This is a genomic window from Cetobacterium sp. ZOR0034 (assembly GCF_000799075.1).
Lineage (GTDB): Bacteria > Fusobacteriota > Fusobacteriia > Fusobacteriales > Fusobacteriaceae > Cetobacterium_A.
In genome coordinates this window covers 25,415-49,926 of sequence record NZ_JTLI01000049.1, presented here as the reverse complement: position 1 = coordinate 49,926, position 24,512 = coordinate 25,415, and the positions used below count along the sequence as shown (strand labels likewise).

Below are 24,512 nucleotides of genomic sequence, written 5' to 3'. Positions count from 1 at the left end.
GTGATAAAAATAATATGGATTTTACTTTTTACCTTAACTTTTTCTTCAGGATATGCTGAGATTAAAATGAAAATAGTTGAACCTTTGAGATTTAGAAATATAAATCACACTGAACTAGGGAAAAATCAAGTTGTAGCTATCTCGCATGTTGAGATATATACGACTAATAAAGAGGAAGATTTAGGAAAAAGAATATCTTTTAAGTTTCCACCATATATAAATATGACAAATAGAAGAAAATGGATAAAGGTTGAAAAGGTTGGAATGGATAGAAAAGAAAATTTTATTGTTCTAGAAAGAGAACGTGAGCTTGTCAAATTTTACGCTATATTAGATAGACGTGAGCTAGATAAAGGTGAGGAAATAGAGATTATAGAGGGAGAATATGTCGGACAACTTCCGATTGTTATGGGAGTGTATACTAAATCTTTGAATAGAGTAGAGTTAGAGAAAGGGGAGGGCCATGATGCTACTACAAAAGATTAAGAGCTTTCAAAGGCTCTTTTTTATTATAATAGTAATTTTTTATTCGGTATTATCTGTAACATCTTTTGCAGGTGCTCTTGATGAGGGGGAAGTTGGAGAGAAGATTGCACCTGAACTAGAAAAAATTGAATCATTAGGAAGAAAGCCTAAAGCAGAGTTGAACATAGAGATAACAAAGATAAAAAGTGAATCTTTGAATGAGGTATACATAGATAAAAAAAATAAAAATATATATGTTGATTTTTCAAAAAAAATAGAAAACTCAAGATTGAAAGCAAGAGCAGTTGATGAGGTAGAAAAAAAATATAATATATATGTGAGTCCAAAAATTCAAAGTTATGGGGAGGTAGTGAAAGGAGCTGCAAGAAAAGCCAGAAGCAATAATTCTAATTCAATAAATTATGAGATAGCTCAATATGGTGGAAAAGAAGTGTTGAAAATCCCATATGAAAATGAACCGGAAAATTTATATATTACAGTTATGAATGAAGCAAACACTGAGATATTAAAGATTTATAGTTTGGATATAAAACTAGCTAAAACAACGACAGTTACAGGAAGTCTAATAGAGGAAAAGAGTGTTATAGTTAATTTAGAGGGTGGAATAGAAAACTGGCAAGATTCAAAATTTGTGTTTACTTTAAATGGAGAGCTAACGGAGATGTGGACGGGATCATCAGGAGATAGAACTGAAAATGTAGATATAAGTAAGGTTCAAATTATAAAAAAATCTGGGTTTGTTTCAAATAGCGATGGATTTATAAACTCTTTTAAAAAAAATGTAAATATCTCTTTAAAATCTTCGGGAATGAGTAGAGAGGTATGGAAAGGGGATCAGGTCAGTGATGAAGCAAGATTTCAATACTCAACGACTCACGATAATGATGAGTTAGGAATTAAGTATTTAAATGATGGAAATTTCGTTTTTTTCTTTAGTAAGATTAAATCAACAGGAAGAAAGAGTTATGTGATAGATATAGAACATATCGAGACAGAAACAGGTAATAGAAAAAAACATACATTAATTATAAATAGTAATGGGGAATCGGAGAGTATTCCAGAGTTTGAATACTCAAAGAGTTTAGATTTAGGGGATATAATAATTAGAGAAGATGGTAGCGTAGAAGTTTATAACTCTTGGATTGAAATCAATCAGAAATCAATAGCACCAGAATTTTTTCCAGTTATAACAATAAATAAAGCTGATAAATGGAGTTTAGAGAGTAATCAGCCTTTAATACCTATAGATGTAAAACCAATGGGAAGTTTTAATTTGAATGGAACATCTTTAAAAGTACCAATTACAATTAGAGAGACACCATATCAAAGTAAGCAGAAGTTTTTTATATATAATAGAGGTGCATCAACAACAGAAAATTTAGGTATAGGTGGATTCACCTCTTTAGGTGAGGATGCTAGTTCTAATCGAGTCAGAGGAGACTTTGTAGTAAATTTTACAAGTGATATAATTTCAACAATATTGAAATATGCTTCAACTAAAACTGAGAGTAAAGTTAAAATTCCTTGGGAGGAATCACTTGATAATAAAATCTATTTGCTAAAGGGGGAACAAAAAAGCTCAGGAAATAGATTTGTGATTTCTGCAAAAAATGAGTTAGAAAGATTAGAGTTTCCAAATGTATACGTGGTAAAGGACACATATGCAGATAAAAAATCTTTAAATATAAAATTTAATAATCCTGTTCCAAAAGCTTCGGGAAATTTAACAGGAACTTTTGATATATTCAAAAATGGAGATGTGGCTCCAAATAATATGGCTATTAACTTAGCGCACCCTAACTCTTTAAATGTTACAGGGATAATTGATGGATGGAACGGATATAGCGACGTAAAGAGTGTTCATACAATAAAAACCTATTTAAATGGAGTTTTTTATAAAGAGATTAGAACAGATTTAAATGGTCATTTAAAAGAGGAGATTGAAATAAATTCAGGTGAAAATACATATGTTTTAATGAAAGGAAAAAGCTCTGCATTGGCAGTAGGATTGAGAAAGTGGGGACTTCGAAAAGCTAGTGATAGAATCGAACTAGAGCATTTAAACTCATATGGAAAGATTCTGAGTGTAGATAGATACAATGTTGAAGTTGCTGAATTTACTCCTAGAACATATCTAAATGAAGATGAATCGACATTGATTCCTCAAATAGAGAGTGGAACAAAAACTTTAAATGTAGCTGGAAAAATTAATGAAACTACAGTTTATTTGGGAACTTTAGGGCTTGAAAATTATGATAAAGAGATTACTAAAACATATGGAGATAATGTAGGAGTCAGAATAGAGGTGACTTCTTCAGAGTTGATTTCAACTACCGGGAATATCAGGGGAAAACTTTTATTCTCAGGAGACAAAAGTACTCTAATAAATCCAAAAGAGATTGAAAGTCTTAGATTTGTTCTTTCGACAAACAGTGGCGAGATTAAAGAGGGTACAGTTTATACTTTTGAAAATGTAAAAATATCAATAAAAGCTACTCCTACAACAGGAGTAAAAGAGGAGATTATTGTCAATAGATTAAAATTAAAATGGACAGATTTAGCAGGTGGAGATTTAAATGTAATGGCTTATACATCAACAATTAAAGATTTGGAAATAACGGATAATTATGTAGGGAAAGTTCCAAATCTTTCAGGAATATTTAGTTTGATGCAATATGGAACGTTTGACAGAGTCGCAAATATTATCCCTGCTATAGGTTTAGGTGACGAAAGTAGATGGTCGGTTAATAGAGGTACACATCAAACAGAAACGTGGAGATCATCCTATGTAGCGGAATATGAATCACCGAGAAGAAGGGAAACCTTCCAAGTAAAACCAGAGTTAGTTGATCCAAAAGTTGAAAGCGGAACAAGTGCAAAAGCGTATCTATATTCTCAAAGAACGACAGATAACAAATTGGTAACAGTGGCTTCATATACGTTAGCTCCAAATCAATCAGCTTGGGAGAGAGTTACAACTGGATTGAATATAGATATTTCGACAGAGATATTAGAAAATTTACAAAAAGAAGCGAGAGAGATTTCAGGAGCAAGAGTTGAGTTTAAACCAAAACCTGGAAATAATAATAAGGTTGCTTTTATAATTGGAAGAAATGAAAGTAGTCGAGATTTTAGAGTGTATCTGCCATTGGATTCGAGTATTCCAGCAACAGCAACAAGAGTGAAATATATGGATCTTCCAAAAATAGTTATAACAAAAGATGCTTTGATAAAAAATGTAGATTTGTTATTTAATGGTGAATATAAAAATGAGAAGATAGTTGCTACAAATTCAAATACAATTATACCTACAGGTGTAGAGAAAAATATATTTGAAGATAGGGCACTACTTGGATTGAAATATAAACATAAAATTAGAATAACATTACCAAATGGTGAGAGTGTAGTTAGGGAAACTGACAATATAGGAGCACTAAAAATTGAAAATTTAAAAATTGAGAAAAATCAAAACTCAACAGAAGTAAATCTAAATTATAGTTCTGAAAAAACTGAGATGTGGTTAACAAATATAAATGGAAATGAAAGTTATAATATTTCAATAGAGCATTTAGATCCTTCAGGAGATGCAAGAAGAACTTATAATGTAAAATTAGAAACGAAGAAAAATATAGAAAGCATAAAAAAAGGAGAGATGGATTTGATTATTAGCTCTAGATACAATCCTGCCCAATCCTCCTCTGTAGTAATTGGAAATTTAGAGATTAGGTATCCAAAAGAAACTTTAGACATCAAACTTTTATCAGGAGATTATCCAGAAAAGTTGAGTGAAAATGTATTTATAAATGAAAATGCAATCGAAGGATTAGTGGGGAATAGAATTACCTTAGCAAATGGAACAATAGTAAAAATATTGAGGCTTGAAAATGGGGATATGGAGTTAAAACCTCTTTTCTGGACAAATAATAAGGTAGATAGGTTGACAATAATCTATAGAGATAAGAGTGGGAAAAAATTAGGTGAATATGTGATAAATATAAAATCTCCAGAATTTTTTGTTGCAGCTATAGGTGAGTTGGATTTTGGAAAAATACCTAAAAATCATAGAGATATAAAAAAAGGAACGAATATTGAGCTTTGGTATAACTCAGGAACTATAAAAGCAGAGTATAGTATAGATGTAGGAGGAGCAGCTTCTGAACCAAATACACTTTACTTAAATGATGAAAAAACCTTAGTCGTGAAAGACTTAAAGTTGGGACCAGAAATAATAGATACGAATGAAAATAGAAAAAGAACACTTTATTTAGAAGGAAGGATACCAGAGGTAAGTAATGTAGAGTTGGGAAAATATCAAAAAACTATAGAGATATTGATACACTTGAAATAAAAAATGATAATTTTTAACAGCAATCAAAGGATTGCTGTTTTTTTTATTTTGTTAAATTTTTCAAAAATAATGAAATATAAAAAAGGAACGAAAGAAAACAAAGAGAATAAAAATTGAAAAGCACGAATATATAAGGAGGAGCTATGGGGACGACGGGGACACAAAAGCATCGGTATTTACTATTTTTAATATTTTTATTAAATTCAATTTTCTTATTATCAGCACCAGTAATAGAGATAACAAAAGTAAATTTATCAGGAGTTCAACAACTACCCAATTATGATACAGGAGAAACAATAAGATTCAAAGTACGAATAACTAACTCTTCAACAACAGATGAGTTGAAAAATATAAAAATAGAAGCGCCGCTTAGTGGAATAACTTCAGCTTTGGATACTGGAGGAACTGGAGCGGCTTTTTCTACTTTTGTAAATCAAATCAGTAGTTCTAGTCCGGGAGCTAATCCAGGATCGATTCCAATCAATGGAGATTTCTCTGTAAATGGGGTTGATATTCCAGCAGGGGGATATGTAGAGTATTTTGTAAGGGGAACAGTAAATTCCTATGTAAAAGATCCTTTGACACCAGTTGTTACGGTCACAAATACATCTTCAAACAGTATTTTAGGGACAGGAAGCGTTACTTTGACAAGAGTTCCATATACTTATACAATTGGAAAAACATCGACGAATACTTACTATGAAAAAGATGGAACAGTTAGCTATAAGATAACTGTAACAAATACAAGTACGAGCACAACAATAAAAGATTTTAGAGTGGATGATATTTTATCTACAGATCTTACAGGAGCTACCATAACTGCTACAAGTACTGGAGGAAGTAGTGCCGGAAGCTTTTCTCCTTCTGGAGATTTAATTGCAACTGGAATAACGATAACACCGGGAAGTAAGGTTGAGTATACGATAACAGCAAATGTAAAACCAGGAGTAATAGGACCAATTCAAAATACAGCAACATCAACTGTAAGAGCTCAAACAGAAAGCTCAAATACAGTCACTTTAAACTTAGCAACATATGATTTCAGTATTCAAAAAACATCGACACCAACAAACTACACACCAAATGAAAATTTAACATATAAAGTAAGAGTTCAAAATAACTCTTCAACAGTAGGAATAACAAAAATGAAAGTTGAAGACATCTTATCGACATTGACGGCTACAGCAGCAGATGGTTCAACAAAAGCCGTATTTGCTCCGGGGACAATAACGGTTACAGCCACTGGAACAGGAGGAAGTAACGCTGGAACATTCAATCCAACAGGAGATTTAACAGCTACAAATGTCAGCATATCTCCGAGTTCGTATGTAGAATACACAATAATAGGAAAGGTTAATTCAGATATAGTAGGACAAATTTCTAACACAGTGAAAGCTACAGATAGAAATGGAGTTGAAAAAACAACAGCTTTAAATACGACATCTGTTCTTCCAACAATGAATTTAACTAAAACTCAAAATAAAACAACATATAGACCGGGAGAAACAATAATATACACAGTTACAGTTGAGAATACTGGAACAGGAATAGCTTCAAACTATGTTGTAGAAGATTTATTGGCAGGAATTTCTGGAAATATAGGAAATACAGGGATAACATCTGCAACAGATTTAACTTCAGGATTATTAAAAAGTTGGACTGTGAATGCGGCTTTAGGAGCAGGGTCAACTAAATCAATATCAACAATAGTTTCAAGTGGAGGAACGACAACTAATACAAATCTATTAGATGTTGTAACTGTTTTTCCAGGAGAGAAAATAGTATATACAATAACTGCAGTAGCAAAAGATTCAGCAATTAGTAATATAGTGAATACCGCAAACTTGAAAAAAAATGCAGTCACAGAAAAAACAGCGACGGTAACTGCAACACCAGTAGCTTTAGCAACGAATTCGACAGCGGTTATAACAAAAGTTCCAAATCAGATAGAGTATAAACCAGGAGATATAATAACTTATACAATTACAGTGACTAATCCAAATAACAACTTTATGAATAATCTATCTATAAAAGATGCAATTACTTCTATATTAGCTGAGCAAGTAAATGGGACTTCAGCTCCTGCTTTTGATAGCTGGGATCTTTCTGTTATAAGCACAACTGGAGTAGGGACAGTTCCGGGAACACCTAATACGACAAACAATACAGGAGATTTACTTATAACGGCTGATATTGGAGCTAATGGAAGTATTGTTTACGAGATAAAAGCAAAAACTAAGTTGTCTACAATAGGTTTGATTCAAGATACAGTTACAACTGGTGGAGATAATGTTCCAGAAACAGGACCAGGAGTAAAGATGTCATCACCAATATTAGAAGTTGCTAAAAATGTAAATAGTACTGAGTATGTTCCAGGAGGAACATTAGTTTATACAATAGATGTAGATAATCCTGGAGATGGATATGCAACAGGAGTAAAAGTAGAGGATAAATTGAGCACAATAACTGCTTTACTTATTGATGGAACGACAGGACCAGCATACCAATCATGGAATATAACATCTGCAATTTATGATATCAGCAGTGGTTCACCAGTTTTGGTTACAAGTTCAAGTGAGCCTTCAAATGCGGGAACATATTCTCCTACATCGGATTTGAATATAACTAATGCAATCTTAGGGCCAAATAGAAGAATAACATATACAGTTACAGCAGTATTGAATCCAAAGGCGAAAGGAAGTATAAAAAACTTAGCAACTGTAAATGGCGCTGTATATTCCGATAAAGGATCATTAACGAGAGAATCAAAAGTTAATATAGCAAAGAGCACACCAACAGTGACGTATGCAGCAGGAGGAACGGCAACTATTCAATATGAAGTAGTTGTTAGTAACTCTGGAACAGCAGGAGTAGCATTAGGAGTAAAAGTAGAGGACAAAATTTCAGCAATTCAAGGAGTGCTTTTAGGAAGTGGAGCTTTATCAAATGCTTTTTCAAGTTGGACAATAGCAACTCCTGTTTTAAATGGTTCAGAGACAAAATCAACAATAACATCGAGTTTAAATAATGTAGATTTGAATGATACAGTAGATATATCTCCAGGAGGATCGGTTAAATATGTTATTACAGCAACTTTAAAATCTCCAACTGCCACAGAGATTTTATATGGTACAATAACGAATACAGCAAAGGCAGATACTTTGACGGCTTCAGCAACAACAACACCAAAGCTTCCGAGTTTATCTACAACGAAAACAGCCCTTGTGAATACATTTGTTCCTGGTTCACCGGTGTCGTTTAAAATTACAGTGACAAATAATGGAGATGGATATGCAAATGATGCAATAATTAAGGATATTATAAATTCAACGTATTTTGAAAATATTATAATAACAGGAACTGCAGTAGGATTAGGAACAACTACAGGGATTTCAGGTTCGATAAATACAAATTTAAATGCAACTGTGGATATAGCTCCAGGCGGAAAGGTTGAATATACCGTTGTGGCAACAGTGAAACCTTCTCATACTGGAAATACTGTATCAAATACAGTGGAAGTAACGGATACACAAAATAATTTAACAACAACAACATCGGCAACAATAACAAAAGTTAATGGTGCTGGAAGTTTAATTGATTTTATAAAAAGAAGTGATTCAACTACTTTTGAACCAGGAGGAACAATAACATATTTTATAGATATCAAAAATAAATTAGGAGTCCCAAGAGAGGTTACGGTAAAAGATTTGATTTCTAATATAAAAGCAACTTATGCAAATGATTTAAGTCAAGAAAATGTGACAGATTTATTAAATCAAAATGCGTTTACAAGTTGGATTATATATAAAGGGGAAAATAATAGTAATCCAAGTACTACTTTTGGAAGTCCATCGACAGATTTAAATGATACAGTAACAATTTCTGCTAATTCAACTATGACATATAAGATTGTTGCTGTTGTAAATGATAGAGTTGTGACACAACAGCTAACAAATGTTGCAACTCTTTTAGAAGGTGCTAATCAAATAGGAACAAGTTCAATTCAGCATAATATTGTTCCACCAGGAGGAGGTATAACTAGAGAGGTAGATAAGGCGACATATATTCCAGGTGTGGATAAAATAAAATATACAATAACAGCAGCATCAACAGGACCAGGGTATCAAAATAATCTTAGTATAAGTGAACTTATTAGGGATTTAACAGTACCTTTAATAGATGGAACTTCAGATAATCCGTTTAAAGATCCCGTGACAGGTGCATATAATTTTACTGTAAAAAAAATAGTAACAGATGAAACAGATGGAACTGAGCAGGTATTTACAGTAGGAATTGCAGATAATCAAAATTTAGTGGGAACTGTAGATATAAAACCTGGAGAGAAGCTTCAATATGTGATAGAGGGATTAGTAAGAAAGGATGCTATAGGAACTATAAATAATAGTGGACTTATAACAGAACCTTTCAGACATAACTTACAAAATACTAAAAGTGTAACTCCAAGCAAATATCAACCGGGTCAATATATAACATACACAATTATTTTGAGAAATAATAGTAATGGAAATGCAAAAGATATACCTGTTGTAGACAATTTCAGTACTATAACTGTTTTAGATTCTACAGGAACGGTAATAACACCAGCGTTGACAGATATAACAGTAGATTTAGTTAATAGTAGTGCTGTAGGTTATAAAGCCAACTTAGGAAATCCAACTATAACTAACGGAGTTTTAAACGCTACTCCTGATATTCCAATAGGAGGAGTAATAACATATAAAATTAAAGCGAAAGTAGATGACAAAGCTGTAGGTTTTATTACAAATACAGCTGTTGTAGATGGAGATGCGGTTTCAAATCAAGTTGGACCATCAACAGATAAACCAGAGATAAAGAAAGAGGTTTTAAAATTCTATAAACCAGATGGAACAACAGCTATTACAAATAGATATATGCCAGGTGGTTATATAGAGTATAAGGTAACACTGAAAAATACAGGAACAGGAATTTTGAACAATGCAGTATTTACTGATGAGATTGGAGCAATAACAACAAGTTATGCAACAACAGGTGTTACAGGACCAGCATTTGATAGTTGGACAGTTACAAAACTTAGTCAAACAGGAGTTTCGACAGTTGCTGATATAAATAATACGATTCCTTTAGCTACTTTGATTCCAAATACCGCTGCGAAACCCAAAATAGAAGGATTGATGGACATTCATCCGGGTGGAGAGATTGTCTATGTAATTAAGGCAAAAATAAATGAGAATGCGATAGGTAATATAACTAATGTTGGAAGTTTGAATGGACTGAAGTCTTCGATTACTTCAACTATGCAAACAGCAACAATAAATCATACAAAACAAGCATATGAATTGGATGGAACAACGGTAAAAAATACATTCTATCCAGGAGATGATGTAGTCTATAAAATTAGAGTTGAAAACACTGGTTTAGGAACAAGTGCCTCAAAAACTTATAGAGATATAGTTGGAAATATAGTGGGAGAGATAGCAGAAACTACTGGATCGGTAGCTATTCCAACATCAAATGTTTTTGCAAGTTATACGGCAACATACACAACTTCTGGTGGGAATGTAACAACGGTCGGAACATTCAACACAACAATTGATTTACAAGGTAGTGTGACAATAGCTCCGGGTGGTTGGATAGAGTTTGTGATTACAGGAAAACTAAAAGATACAATAATTGGAAAGTTTACAAATACATCAACGTATGATACGAATACGAAGACAAAAGAGTTAACACCTCTTCCAACGACAATTACAGTTAATAAAACACTAACAAAATTAGGAACAGCGGATTTCGTAGCAGGAATGACTTATACTCCAGGAGATTTTGTAGAATATACAATAGAGATTGAAAATACTGGTAGAAGTTTTTATAACAATTTATCGATAGGGGATAATGTAGATGCAATAGTAACTAGTTTAACTGGAGATGCAACAGGAAAAGCTTTAGAAAATGTTGTTATTTCAGCACCTGTTGTTACAAATACAGTTTCTAAACCTGTGCTGACAGATATCAAAGCAGCGGCAGGAAATACATCGACAAATCTACAAGCTGAGGTAGATTTTGCACCTAAAGATAAGATTGTTTATAAGATAACAGGAAATATAGTGAAATCTGCTATAGGTGTTATTCCTGCGAATATATTAACTGTAGCTGGAACGAATTATCCTTCAGCACAGATAAATCCTAAATCTCCAATTATAACAACAAAGAAGGAGTTAATTGCGCCAGCAGACAAAATCTATGGACCAAATGAGGTTGTAGAGTATAAGTTGACTATTGAAAATACTGGTGAAGGATATGGAAATGATATAAAAATAGTTGATAAAATAAGTGATATAAAAACAACATTATTAAATGGGACTCAAGGTCAAGCTTTTGTTAACTGGACTATAACAAGTGTGATATCTCATACAGATTCAGCTTATAATGGAAAGACGATAGTTCAGAATGCGTTTGTAGATAATAACAATATAGATACAGAAGTAGATATAGCCCCAACAGGAAAATTAGAGATTACTATAAAGGCTACGACTTCAAGCTTAGCAGCTGGAGAGATAATAAATACAGCAAAACTAAATAATGAAGATAAATCTAGCGATCCTATAAATCCAAGAATAGCAACAGTTGATTTTAACAAACTACCATTGGTAAGTGGGGAAACAACGTATGTTCCAAATGGAGATATTGGATTTAGATTGTTTATAACCAATACAAGTGAAAATGCAATAGCAAAAGATATCAACATCAGTGATATTGTAAGTGGGATTCAAGTTCAATCAGCAACAGGAGGAACAGTTGCTGCATTCCAACCGGGATGGATTTTTGAAATAGTCAGTGTAAGTGGAGATACAACAAAGTATTCTACAACTGGAATAGGATCTGGAGGAGATATAACAGCTGGAAAGATAACGTTAGCACCAAAAGAGATTTTAGTTGTAAGAATAAAAGGAAAAGCCAATAACTTGGCGGTTGGAAATATAGTGAACACAGCTGATGCAAGCTATAATGGAACAAATTTAGGTCCTAAGACAGTAACTTTAACACCGAAAGCTGGGATTGCAGATTTAACAAAATCAGTTAATAAAGTTGAATATACTCCAGGTGGAAAAATATTATATACAATAGTTGTAAAAAATACTGGTGCTGGGTATTTAAATGATGTTTCTATAGTTGATGATCTATTAAAAATAGAGACAGATTTAGCCAATGGAACTAAAGGTCCGGCTATAACAGCTATAACGCAGGTTACGTTCTCGAAATTAAATGCAGCAACTACGATAGCAAGAGATTTAAGTTATACAGATGGATATAAGGCGACAGGAGATATTTATCCAGGAGATACTGTGACAATTGTACTAGAAGCAACTGTAAATCCATTAGCTGCTGGAACTATTATAAATGTTGCAAATGTTAAAGATTCAACAGGAGCAATATTGGATACAGATACAAAAACGGTGTCACCTTTACCAGCAAATTTAAAGATATTAAAAACTGTTGATAAAACTACATATGTATCAGGAGATACTTTGACTTATAAAATTATTGTAGGAAATATAGGAACAGGATGGGCAAACGGAATCAAAGTTACTGATGAGATAAGTTCAATTATATCTAAAGTAGGTGGAAGTGACGTTCCTGCTTTTGAATCGTGGACAATATCTTATGCTCCATCAGCAGGAAGTGGGCAGGTAATTGTATCAGAACAGACATTCCCTCTGACAACACAAAACTTAAATGCGAGAGTTTCTTTAGCTCCACAATCTGGAGTTGAATTTACAATAGTAGCTAAATTAGTTGACAATACAACGGGAGATATAAAAAATATAGCAAAATATCAATATGACCCAACAAATCCTACTAACCCAGGAACAATACCTGTAAGTAGTAATGAAGTTGTGACAAAGCCTCAAGTTATACCATTACAAATAACGAAGTCTCAAAGTAATCCAAGAGAGCAGTTAGGAGATGCGACAGCAATACCATCAGCTTCTAACTATGAGATTGGGCCAATAAAGTATTGGTTGAGTGATATAGTATATTATAGAATTCAAGTTACATCAGGAGCTTCAGCGGTAGATAATGTTACAATAAGAGATAATTTAAAAGATGTTCTTGTATTCGGAAGCGGTGGAAGTAATATACCTGCATTTTCAGAATGGAGTATTCAGAGTATAAACTATTCTGGAGCGGGGATAACATCACCGATATCATCAATACCAGCTGTAGGATCTACAACAACAGCTTCAAATATTTCGGTAACAACAAACTTAGGTTCGAATCAAACAATGACAATAATAATAAAGGCTAAAATAACAGCAGGAGATGTAGCGAATGCAAACTTCCCACAAGCTGTTATAAAAAATACGGCATCATTAGAAACATTAGTGAGTGGAAGTAATGTAGTTCAAAATTCAAATGAGGTTGTATTTACACCTTATCCACCAGTTTTAGAAAGAGATAAGGTAATAACGAGTATAAATGGAGTTCCATATACAGCAGGTATGACATATGAACCGGGGGATATAGTTGTTTATACGTTGAGTATAAAAAATATATCAGGAGGAGTAGCAGATGATGTAATAATAAAGGATAACATTTCATCTGTAGTGACAGAGCTTGTAGGAGGAGTAGTAGGACCAGCATTTTCGAGTTGGACAATAACAGTTGACAAATCACCAGCTGCAAAGATAACTCCAGAATCATTTGCTTCGAACACTAATATAGATGCACTAGCAGATTTAGGACCAGATAAATATGTAAACTTTATTATAAGTGCAACTGTTGCCTCTAATGCAATAGGAACGATATCTCCAAATATAGGGATTGTAAACGGTGAGGATGATCCAACGCCACCAATTCCGCCGAAAACACCAACAACTCCAACGTTAATAAAAACAATTAAACAAGGAAGTGTTTTTACTCCAGGTGGAACAATTATTTATGAGGTAAAGGTAACTAATCCAAATGAAAAGTTATGGTTAAATGATGTCAATGTACTAGATTCTATAAGTAGCATAAAGGCTTATGATTTAAATGGAAATTTAGTTCCGGCATTTAAATCAAACTGGACAATAGGAAAAGTTGATTTAGGAAAAGGAACTTTATTTACTAATACTTATCCAAAATCAAATGTTGATTTAAACGAAACGATGGACTTAGCACCAACAGATGTTGTTACATTTACAATCACAGGAATAGTAAATGACAACATAGTTGGAGATATAGTCAATAAAGCTTCTGGAAGTTATATATTTAAAAAAGAGGTTAAACCACTTCCAGAAACAACGGTTACTTCAACAACAAATCCAGGGGTTGCTAAGATAACGAAAGTTCCATTTGAAGAGTTTTATATCCCAGGAGGATCAATAGGATATGATATTACAATAGAGAATACATCATCAACAAACTTGATAAACGATTTGAAACTTACAGATTTAATTAGTGGAATTACAGCCTCAAAGATAGGAGAAGCTAATCCAGTAGCGGCATTTAAGCCTAATTGGACAATTAGTTATCAAGTGATAGGTGACACAGTAAATACAAATACGACTGAAATTCCTTCAACTGGAGATATAAATAATATTAATCTAGATATAGGGAAATCAACTAAGATAATAATTAGAATAAGAGGTGTGGCTGAAGATGGAATTTATGGAAATATATTAAATACAGCAACATATACTTATCCAGATAATAATCCTAATAATTCAGCAACAGCTACAATAAAACCAAGAGATCCAGAGGTTGTATTGAGAAAAACTGTAAATGTTCCAACGTATGGACCTACAGATTTGATTCTTTATACAGTTGAACTAGAAAATATAGGAACAGGACCAGCTATAGGAGTAAAGCTTTTAGATGAAATAGGTTTAATCACAACCGATTTAACAGGAACGCCAACAACTGGAAAAGCCTTTAGCTCTTGGGAAAGAGAACTGACATCAGTTCCAAATACATCGGTAATAACTTCAGAAACAATAACAGCTGATGCATATTCTGCAACCTTAAATATAGCTCCAGGAGATAAAGTTATAATAACCTTAAAAGGAACTTTAAATCCTAAAGCTTATGGAGAGATTAAGAATATAGCTTCGGGAAGCTATAGAAATGGTAAAAATGAAGAGATAGCATTGACAGCTAATGCAATTACAAAAGGAAAGGCTCCTCAACTATTTATAAGAAAACAGATAGATAAAAACATATATGAAGATGGAGATACATTGATATTTACTGTTTTACTTCAAAATGGAGGATTAGGATGGGGGAATGATGTTATAGTTCAGGATAAGATAACAGAAATAAAAGATGATTTAGTAGGGCAAGCATTTGAATCTTGGACGATAGAGATTCAATCGTCGTCTCCACTATCATCAGTTTCACCAAATCCGATAGCACCGACTACAAATTTAGATGTTTTAGTAGATATAGCTCCATTGAGTCAGGTTAAGTTTACAATTACAGCTAAGCTAGCACCAAATGTGAGTTCAACAATAAAAAATACAGCTATAATGAAAGAAAAACCAGATGGACCTGAAAAGCCAAGCGAAGAGGTAGTTGCAAATCCATTAACTGGAAATATTTCAGTCATAAAAAGTGTTTTAGAAGCTAAGTATACTCCAGGAGAAAAGCTAACTTATGTCATCGAAGTAAAAAATAGTGCGAATATTTTAGCTAGAGATGTTCTTATAAAAGATTCTTTAAATGGGTTAGATGTAACTACAAACTTAGGGCAAGCGATAGATCCATTTACTACATGGAGATTGTTGAGTATTTCAGGAAGTGCAGGAACACTTTATACTTCAGCAATACCAGAACCAGGAGCAGCTCCGGGAATTCAAGATTTAGAGGTGAAAACAAATATAAAGCCAGGGGAAACAATAACGTTAACAATAGAAGCAGATGTTTCCGCAGGAACAGAAGAGAAGGGAGTGCCGGTAGGACCTCTAGAAAACAAGGTTACAGTAACTTATCTTGAATCAGAAATATTTGATACTGTTCAGATTTTACCAGGAGATCCAAAAATAATTATAGATAAAAAAATTGTGTCATTAGCAGGAGCAGATTTTACAGGACAAAAATATAAATCTGGGGATGAGGTTGTATATGAAATAACAATTGAAAATACTGGGGCTGGAATGGCAAGTGATGTTGCTATAGATGATATAATCTCTTCTATGACAACAGAATTAGCAGGTGGAATAGTTGGACCAGCTTTTGAGACGTGGACAATTGATATATTTAAAGATAAAGCCACAACTCTTATAACTCCGGCAACACTTGATCCAAAATCAGATATCGCTTTAAATGCAGATATTGATGTTAATGGTAAAATTGTTATAACAATTACAGCAAAGATAAATTCAAAGGCTGTAGGCGTTATACCTAAAAATATTGTAACAGTTCAGAATGTAAAAAAAGATACACCAGAGATTGATCCTGAAAAAGGTGAGTTATCATTTAAGAAAAAGATACTAGAAGGACAAAATTATACTCAAGGTGGAACTATAAAATATGAACTAAGAATTATAAATAAAAGTGCAACGTATATAAATGATGTTAACTTTAGAGATGAAATTTCTCTGATAGAAGCGAAGGGATTAAACGAAAGTTTAGTACCAGCTTTCCTGTCTTGGACGGTAACAAGAACTGATAATAATACAGGAACACAATATACTCAAGGAGAAAGTTTGGTTACGACTGATATAGATACTCAGATTGATTTATCTCCAAATGATACTGTTGTTTATACAGTTACAGCAATTGTAAATGAAAACGTCGTTGGAGAGATAGAAAATATAGGGTATGTTGATTATATAGGTCCAGATGGAGTGGTAAGACTAGAAGAGAAAGTTATATCTTTTAATACACCTGCAGAGGTTAAAGTAGAAAAAGAACCTATAGTTACAGAATATGTTCCAGGTGGTGAAATTGGATTTAGAATAATCTTGGAGAACACATCTGAAATTAGTGTCGCAAACAATATAGTAATAAAAGATATTGTAAGCAGTATTGTGGCCAACAAAATAGGTGGAGGGACAACAGGTGCCTTTAAACCAGATTGGGTTATTACAGCTACTTTAAGTGGAGATATATCGAATTCAGATATAAATAGCTTAACAAGTTTAGATGTGGGTGAAGATATTGATAATCTCGTTATAGATTTAGGAAAGAAAACTAAAGTGACAATAGATATAAAAGGATATGCAGCAGATGATATTTATGGAGATATTTTAAATACAGTTTCATTTGATTATCCAGAGGGGCAACAAACGGGGAAAGATGATGCTGTTATAAAAAATACTCCATCAAAAGCGGAGTTATCAAAACAAGTAGATAAAGTTCAATATAATTCAGGAGAGCAGTTAGAATATACAATAACTATAAAAAATACAGGTAAATCAGCAATACCAAACTTTGTATTGACAGATGAAATCGGGAAAGTTATTGGTGAATTATCAGGAGCGAGTACGTCTACAGGATTAGCTTTTGTGTCTTGGGAAAGAGTTAGTTTATCTGTACCAGATTCAACGTCTGTATTAGAAGAGGCGATTAAAAGTTCATTAGATGGAGATACATACAGTTTAAAAATTGATTTAGGACCAGAAGATGAAGTTGTGGTAAAGTTATCAGCAATAACAAAAACTAATGTTTTTGGTGAGCTGAAAAATATAGCTATTGGAAAATATCCAACAGTAGAAAATGGTCAGCCAAAAGAAGAAACATTGACTTCAGAGGCGATATCAAATGGAAAAGTTGGAGTGCTACAGTTGACAAAAACAGTAGAACCTATTCTTTATACACCAGGTCAGGAGGTACAGTATACTATTGTAGTTTCGAATTCAGGAGAGGGATGGGTTAGAAATGCAACTTTAAGGGATATGTTCAGTGAGATTAAAACAATAGTTTATCCTGGAATTGAAGGATTGGCTTTTGATAGTAGTAGCTTATCTGTGACTTATACAACAACAGAAAATGAAAATTCGGTTACTTTGATTGAGTCTAATCCAAATTTGATAGCGGATATTGATATAAAGAATGGAAGTTCGATAACATTTATTGCGAAAATTAAAGTATTACCTGAGGCAGTTCAAATGATAGAAAATATAGCAAAGTTAAGTGTGAAAGTTGGAGAGGGAGAGGAATTGATTGAAGCTAAAGCTAAGGTGTTTCCTAAACTGCCACAGATAACTTTAAAGAAAACAGTTGATGTTCAGACGTTTGAACTTTCACAAAATATTATCTATACAATTGTTTTAGAAAATATAGGTGATACAAATGTAGTTGGAATAGAAGGAAGAGATATCATTCAAGATATTAGAGCTATGAATAATCTTGGAGAGTTAGTATATCCGTTTGAAGCTGGAGGAACTATAACAAGAGTGATTGAACCTGCTGATTCAGTGAAGGTAACACCACAGGTTAGTGCAGAAGGAAATTTAACTGATAACTTAGATATGAAAGCTAAATCTAAAATAACTTATACAATTGAATTAAAAGTAAAAGATTCGATTGTTGGAAATATTGAAAATACAGTTAAAGCAAAAGTACCTAAGCAAGGATCAGAAGAGCCGACTGAGTTAGTAAGTACAGTTGCTTCAAATCCATTGAGACCAACGTTAGGAATAGAAAAGACAGTTATTACGGCGATTGAAGCGGATAATGGAATAATAAATGGAGAGGAAGTAACATATACTATAAAGCTGACAACGAATAGATCTGTATTCAATGTTCAACTTATTGATGAAGTTGTAGAACTGAAAAATGAAGCTGGAGAAAATATATTTAAACCAGATTCAATCAATTTAATTTCAGTTCAAGAAAATGGTGTGAATGTACCTTATACTGGAGATATAAATGGAAGTAGTTCTGAAATAAGAATTTCTAGAATAAATAGTGAGGCACTTATAGTTATAAAGGCGATAGTTAAAGACGATATAACTTTAAGAAGTGGAGAAGCGATTGATAATGTGGCAAGAGCGAACTACGACCAAGAAAATGACAATGTTTTCGATTTAGAAGCTCCAATAAAAGATAGTGCAGATGTAGTAGCGAGAGCACCAGAATTAGAGTTAACAAAAGTAGCAACACAAGATGAAATCTTATTAGGTGAAGAGGTAGAGTATACTATCAAGGTAAAGAATACAGGAGTAGCAAAAGCTACAAACTTTGTAATCGTTGACAATATATCTGAGATGACAGAGTTGTCAAACTCAGGTGTAAAAATACCGGCTTATACAGAATGGACAGTAACTGGAACAACAGGACCGAATTCGAAGTTAGGAACACTTCCAGCACCAAATACAGATATAAATATAAAAGATGCAGAGATAGCTCCTGGAGATACTTTGACCTATATAATTAAAGCTAAAACATCTCTTGATTTAAATGCAAAAGAGGTTAAAAATACTGTCAAGATAACTATACCAGGACTACCAGATAAAAAAGCAGAAGATGAGATTAAAGTTAAAAAACCTTTAGTTTCAATAGACAAAGAAGCTGGAGTACGAGAGACATCGGTTGGAAAATTTGTACCGTATAGTCTATTAGTAACAAATAATGAAAGCCAAATAATAAAAAATCTTTACATTAGAGATACTCCGCCAGCTGGATTTGAATATGTAGAAGATTCGTTGCAGATAGTTAAAAATGGAGAGAAAATAGGAACAATACCAACAACATACTCAGGTGATACAATAGTTATTGGACCATTTAACTTAGAAGCTCGAGAACAGATAGAGGTTGTTTATATAACGAGAGTTTCTGTTGGTGTAGTCAAAGGAGTTTATAAAAACGTTGCAGTTGTAACAAATGGTTCAGGAAAACCAGTTTCAAATGAAGATAGTGCAGAAGTAGATGTAGTAGAAGATCCTTTATTTGAAACGACAACTGTTATAGGGAAAGTTTTCCATGATAGAGACGGAGATGGAACTCAAGATGATAGTAGAGCAACAGGCTTAGTAGTGACTCAAAATATAAATGATAGCTCATATATTCCAAATAGTACTTACTATGTAATCAATGGAATTAGAAAAGCTATTCCGGATAGAAGTGTACCTCTGGTTAAAGGTGTTAAATTCAAAGAGACATTATATGGAAGAGATAGTGAAAAAGACGAGCTAGAAAAGAGTAAAGTTGAGATATTCGTCGGACTAAAAGATTTAAGCAGCTTAGGAGATATAAAAGTTGTAACGAATGAAGGGACAGATGTAACTTTAACAAAAGATAATAGAGTTATAACTAATCATAAAGGCTTGAAAGCAAAAGGAATGGTTTCTCAGAATATAGTTATTAGAAGAGAGATTTTAAAGAGAAGTACAAACAAAAATCCAGATAATAAAATCAACTATTATCAGAAGATAACTATTATAAATACAGGAGTAATTGAAGAAGGAATTCCAGGTGTTAGAATAGCAAATGTAGAAGGATTGGTAATAATTACTGATCAATATGGAAGATTCCATATACCAGAAGTTTCATCTAAAAAAGGTAAAAATTATATCTTGAAAGTTGATGAAGCAACTCTTCCTACAGGAACTATTTTTACAACAGAAAATCCAAAAGTTCAAAGACTAGGAACGACGATGATTAAATATAATTTCGGAGTAGTTTTACCAAGAACAACATTCGAAACGAAAAAAGATGGAACTAGACTTTTAAAAGTAAGAGTTTATCCAGGAGTTATTTTCTATGATAATTCAGATGAGATAAAACCAGTTGTTTATAAAAATCTTTTTGAAGCAATCCTAGGTAAAATAAAATCTAAAGATCACTTATTAGTTGAACTTAATAGAAGTGGAGATGAAAAGTTAGATGAAAAGAGAAAAGCAGCATTGGTAAAATCTTTAGAGGAATATCTAAAAAAGGAAAAGGTGAATGTAGAATTAGTTCAAACTAAAAAGGAGGGGAGATAAATGAGAAAGAACTTACAAAATAGATGGAGTTTATGCTTGATTTTATTGAATCTTATAGTAATCAAAGCAGATGCTCAAACGATTGAACCTCCAAATAGTTATGATGAATATGAGGTAATCGAAAGTTTCACTACTCAAAATTTAGAAGAGAAAAGTTGGAGTGACTCTATAGAGAATGTAAGGGGGGTTGAGTTCCAAAATTTGGGACTTGACTCACCTCTCTTAGAGGAGCAAGGGGTATCCGAAGCAGAAAAAACAATCTATAAAGGAAGAGTTTCTCTTCAGGATAGAGGTGGAATGGTTTACAGTATTGTAGATCCAATAGCTGTGGATGCAAAATTAAATATACTAACAGATTCATATGCTTTAGTTGATGGAGTAGGAAAACTTAAAGAATCAGTTCATTTTTATGTTTATTCAAATTATGAGAAAAGTATAAAAAACTATGAGGTTCGAATATATAAGGAGAGCGATTTTTTAAGAAGAGATCCAGTAGCTATTCTAAAAGGGGATAAATTTGATAGCAACACCCCTATTGTATGGGATGGAACTCTTGAAAAAGAGGATAGCTTAGAGGATGTCAAAAAGGTTTACTATGTGTTTAGAGTTTATGACTCGAAAGGTGTCTATGATGAAACAGATGTCAAAGCTATAAGCTTAGATGACATAGATATGAGGAGATTTAATGAAGATAATCAAAAAATAAAAGAAAAGGTTTATGGAACTAATGATCTAGCAATTAAAAATATCCCAATTGTAGGATCGAAGATAAGATTTTATGGAAGAGATATAGATCCAGATGCTATTATTAAAGTAGATGGGCAATTGATAGAGTTAGATCCAAGTGGTGACTTTATTTATGAAACAATCTCAGATGAGGAGTTGAAAGTGTACTCTGTGGAGGTTGAAAAGGATGGCAAGCAAGAACTTTACCCAATAGAGGTTGAAACTGTTAAAAATTATGAATACTTAGTAGCGTTGGCAGATTTTACATATGGAAAAAATAAAATCACGGGAAGTGATGCTATTTTAAAAAATGATCCTAGTTTTAAACCAAGTTATTATGATACTGGAAGGCTAGCTTTTTACTATAAAGGAGTAAAAGATAAATATAAGATAACTGCTCAAGCTGATACTTGGGAAAATGAGATAAAAAATATGTTTTCAGATTTTCATAAAAGGGATAACAGTGCAATTTTTAGAAAATTGGATAGACAATATTTACCATTTGACTACGGTGACGAATCAGAGCGTTATTATGATGTAGAGAGTGAAGGGAAGGCGTATTTAAGGGTTGATTGGGATAATTCTCAAGTCTTATGGGGGAATTATGAAACTGGTTTAGATACAGGATATTTTAATGATTACAACAGAAGTTTGTATGGAGCTAGAGCTGAGTATAATAGTTTAGATGTGAATAGTTTTGGAGATTCAAAAAATCATATAGAGGTATTTGCGGCAAATCCAGATACGAGTTACAAAAGAGATACATTTCTAGGAACAGGTGGAAGTATATATACACTTAGTGAGAGAGATATAGTTGTAGGAAGTGCGAAGTTAACATTAGAAATAAGAGATAAGAAGACAGGAAGAATACTTGGTAGGGGAACTATGACAGAGGGGTCTGATTATACAATTAATGAACTTTCAGGAAGAGTAATTTTATCAAATCCACTAAATCAAACATATTTTACAGAGAAATTTACAGATATAGTAAAAAACTCTCCAAGTGGAGAAAAAAATGTTTTTTTAATAGCTGATTATGAGTTTTATTCAACCGCAGATGATATCTCAAATATGACTGCAGGAGGAAGAGGAAAAAGTTGGATAACAGATAACCTTGGAATCGGTGGAACTTATGTTAAGGAAAATAGAAAAGGAAGTGAAACTGATTATGAATTGAAAAGTGCCGATGTAACTTTAAAGAAAAGTAATGGGACATACATAAAAGCTGAATATTCAGAATCAGAAGGGAATCAGTTAACAAAAAATTCAAATTGGTTTTCTTATAACGGAGGTTATGATTTTATACAACAACCGATTATAAAGGTTAATGGAAAAGGAGAGGCCTATTATATCGAAGGAAGTTTCTCACCAAATGATTATAGTGAAACATTTAACCCTGATGATAATCTTTTATTTTGGTACTCTAGAAAGGATCGAAATTTTTCAACAGCATCTGAAGCTAGCGGGATAGAGAAAGAGGAGATAGGAGTTAGAGCTGAATACAATATAGACGATAAGACATTAGCTTTTAGTGAATTATCAAGATATAAGGAAAGCGATTTTGATGATTTAGGAAAAGGAGAGGGATTCCAAGAACAAAATACTGTTTCGTTAGGAGTAACTAGAGAATTTACAGAGAGATTAGATATAGGAGTAGAAACACAGTATATTAAAAATTTAGAGGATGAGTCTGAGTTGATAACATTTAATAATGAAGACTTAGACAATGGAGAGGCTGTTTTATTAGCTACAAGAGTTGGATATAAATTTAGTGAAGAGTTAGAAGGATATCTAAAGTTACAATCTTCTGTCTGGAGAGATAAGGGCTATGGAGCGAATAATATGGCAACTGTAGGTGGGAAATACACACCTACAGAGAAAGTAGAGTTAGGAGGAGCTGTAAGTACAGGTAACAGAGGAGAGGCTGCAGAGCTTACAATAGGATATAAATATAGTCCAGATTATGAGATATATGCAGGTTATACTTTTGAAAATGAAGATGATTTGACGAGAGATTTAACGATTGGACAAAAGTTTCAATACAGTGATCGAGTGACTCTTTTCCAAGAGAATAGCATAATGAAAAACTACTCTGAAAAAGGGTTGTTACAAGGCTATGGAGTAGATTACGAATATCGTAAAAATCTCTTTGTGGGAGTTATGTATGAACGTGGAGATGTTGATATCTTAGATGGAAAAGTAACAAGAAATAATGTAAGCACAAGTTTAAGATATGAAGACGAAAAATTTTACTCAAAACACCGACTTGAATATGGAAGAGATTCTGGAGCAAGAAATTCATCTAGTTGGGGATTCATAAATAATGCAAAATGGAAGCCAACACCTGAGTATACACTATTTGGTGAGGCTAACTATGTTTCAGTAGATGGTGATACATATACGTTTAAAAGAGATCCGAAGGAATATATAACTCGAACTTTTGATGGAAACGATAAATTCTATGAGTTGGGGATAGGTTTTGGATATAGACCGGTATTCAATGATAGATTAAATTTGATTTCAAGATGGAATTATATTTATGATACGAGTGGAACAGGTATGATTGGATCATCTACAGATTATAATTTTAAAGCTCATCTGTTTTCATTTGAAGGGATTTACGATTTAAATCAAAGAATGAATATAGCGGCTAAGTACGCCATAAGAGAGGATCAAGTTAGATTACTTTCAGGTGGAGATTGGTATAGTAATACACTTAATTTATATTCAGTGAGATTAACTTATGAGATTATATATAGATGGGATATCTTTGCAGAATATCATTGGTTAGAAAGCAGAAAAACAGATGAAATAAAGCAAGGCGCTATCTTAGGTATTTATAGAGATATAAATGAAAATATGCAAGTTGGAGTAGGTTATAACTTTAGTAAATTTAGTGATGATTTGAAAGATTTACGTTATAAAAATGGTGGAAAAGACTTAGATTATGAAACACAGGGATGGTTCATAAATATAATTGGAAAGTTCTAGTAAAAAAATAGTAAAAAATTATCAAAAATTTGAAAATATTTGAAGAGGGT

At 32.9% G+C, this 24,512-nt stretch carries 4 protein-coding genes; all 4 read left to right on the top strand.

Going from position 1 to position 24,512, the window contains the following annotated elements; translation table 11 throughout:
* A complete protein-coding gene (locus L992_RS09565) occupies window positions 1–486 on the top strand; it encodes a hypothetical protein (RefSeq protein ID WP_047395874.1) in 486 nt (161 codons plus the stop codon).
* Window positions 464–4,834, top strand: coding sequence for a hypothetical protein (locus L992_RS09560; protein ID WP_156110675.1), 4,371 nt, complete (start codon window positions 464–466; stop codon window positions 4,832–4,834). Before L992_RS09565 ends, L992_RS09560 begins: the two co-directional genes overlap by 23 nt.
* 143 nt (window positions 4,835–4,977) lie before the next feature.
* A complete protein-coding gene (locus L992_RS09555; protein WP_047395869.1) occupies window positions 4,978–20,745 on the top strand; it encodes a DUF11 domain-containing protein in 15,768 nt (5,255 codons plus the stop codon).
* Window positions 20,746–24,462 carry a hypothetical protein gene (locus L992_RS09550; protein WP_047395868.1) on the top strand — a complete coding sequence of 1,239 codons (3,717 nt, stop codon included), beginning with the start codon at window positions 20,746–20,748 and terminating at the stop codon, window positions 24,460–24,462.
* Window positions 24,463–24,512 lie beyond the last annotated feature (50 nt).

Coding starts and splice junctions, on each gene's coding strand:
- L992_RS09560 (WP_156110675.1), top strand. CDS start 464: ATGATGCTACTACAAAAGATTAAGAGCTTTCAAAGGCTCTTTTTTATT.
- L992_RS09555 (WP_047395869.1), top strand. CDS start 4,978: ATGGGGACGACGGGGACACAAAAGCATCGGTATTTACTATTTTTAATA.
- L992_RS09550 (WP_047395868.1), top strand. CDS start 20,746: ATGAGAAAGAACTTACAAAATAGATGGAGTTTATGCTTGATTTTATTG.